General features: G+C 61.0%; 1 protein-coding gene. It reads left to right on the top strand.

Annotated elements, in window-relative coordinates; genetic code table 11:
* Positions 1-142 precede the first annotated feature (142 nt).
* The coding region (locus NKI19_RS32675) for a site-specific integrase (protein ID WP_352567712.1) at positions 143-1,368 on the top strand (1,226 nt) is incomplete at its 3' end.

The following is a 1,368-nucleotide window of genomic DNA, read 5'->3' as shown; positions in this document are numbered from 1 at the left end:
TTATGCGTCGGGCGAGATTATGTGGCGGAGCCGCCCTGACCCCCTTTCGGGCTGGCCAAACCCAGCTTGCCTCCGCCACATAATATTTCATGCCTCTCTCATGGCGCGGGATTCCCCTGTGCCACAACGCCGGAGGGGCAGAATGCTCGAGTTCTATTTTTCCTATTGTGGGGTGCTCAAGCGCCTGCGTAGCGGTGCACTCGGTGGCGAGATGGATCGCCTCGCGGAGCATTTTTTCACCCTTGGTTATAAGCGAGCGTCTGCCACGATTTACCTGAGCCGGATTGCGCGCTTTAGCCAGTTTGCCGCAACGCGCTGTGGTCCGATGCCTATCTCTCAAGATGTCGTCGACAGCTATTTGTGCACGTTTACTACGGATACTCCACGCATTGGAGCAGTGTCGGCACTGGGACACGCGCGGCGAGTGGCTCCAGAACGCTTCCTTGCTGCTGTTCCCAGTGTAGATAATGATCCGAATGCTCCGCTTCTGAGCTCCTTTTCGGACTATCTGAGCAGGGTGTGCGGACTGGAGTCAAAGTCTCGCGAAGGCGTTCTCCTGGGCAGCCGCCGCTTTCTGGATTGGTTCCATCGCCACCATTCCGGCCAAGACCTCGACGCATTGACGGCTGAGCATGTCCTTGCCGCTGTCGAACATCGGTTGTCACTATCGGCGACCTCCGGTACCCGCACCGCAGCAACTTCTCACATCCGGACATTTCTTCGGTTTTTGTATTGGGCTGGCCACCACGATCAGGATCTCGCGCGCGTCGTCCCAAGGACGCCTCATTGGCGTTTGGCGCATTTGCCGCCGCGCCTTGCATGGGATGACGTTCGGCGCGCAATCGATGCGATCGGCGCAACGACGCCGGTCGACATCCGCGATCGAGCCGTCCTGCTGCTACTCGCCACCACGGGCATTCGCAACGGTGAGCTACGCGCCATTCAGCTGCAGGATATCGACTGGCGTGCTGGCGAGGTTTCTGTCCGGCGCACCAAGGGCAAGCGGGATCGGGTGGCGCCGCTGCTCGAGGAGACTGGCGCCGCGCTCGCCGACTACGTCCTGCGCGCTCGACCGAAGGTGGATAGTCCGTATCTGTTCCTGTCCTTCACGCCGCCCGTGGCACCGTTCAAATGCGCGTCGCCTGTTTCGAGGATCGTGCGGAAGCGGTTGCGACATGGCGGGGTTGAACTCGGGCGGGTTGCAGGTGCGCATCTCCTGCGCCACAGTCTTGCCACCCAGCTCGTCAAGCAGCGAAGGCCGATCAACGAGGTCGCCGATCTCCTGGGACACCGCAGCATCAACACAACGGCGCTGTACGTAAAGGTCGCGACCTCGCAACTTGCCGAGGTCGCACTCCCCTTTCCGGG

The organism is Mesorhizobium sp. M0751 (assembly GCF_040320265.1).
GTDB lineage: Bacteria > Pseudomonadota > Alphaproteobacteria > Rhizobiales > Rhizobiaceae > Mesorhizobium.
The sequence above is the reverse complement of the archived record's forward strand: the minus strand, read 5'-3'. Positions and strand labels throughout refer to the sequence as shown.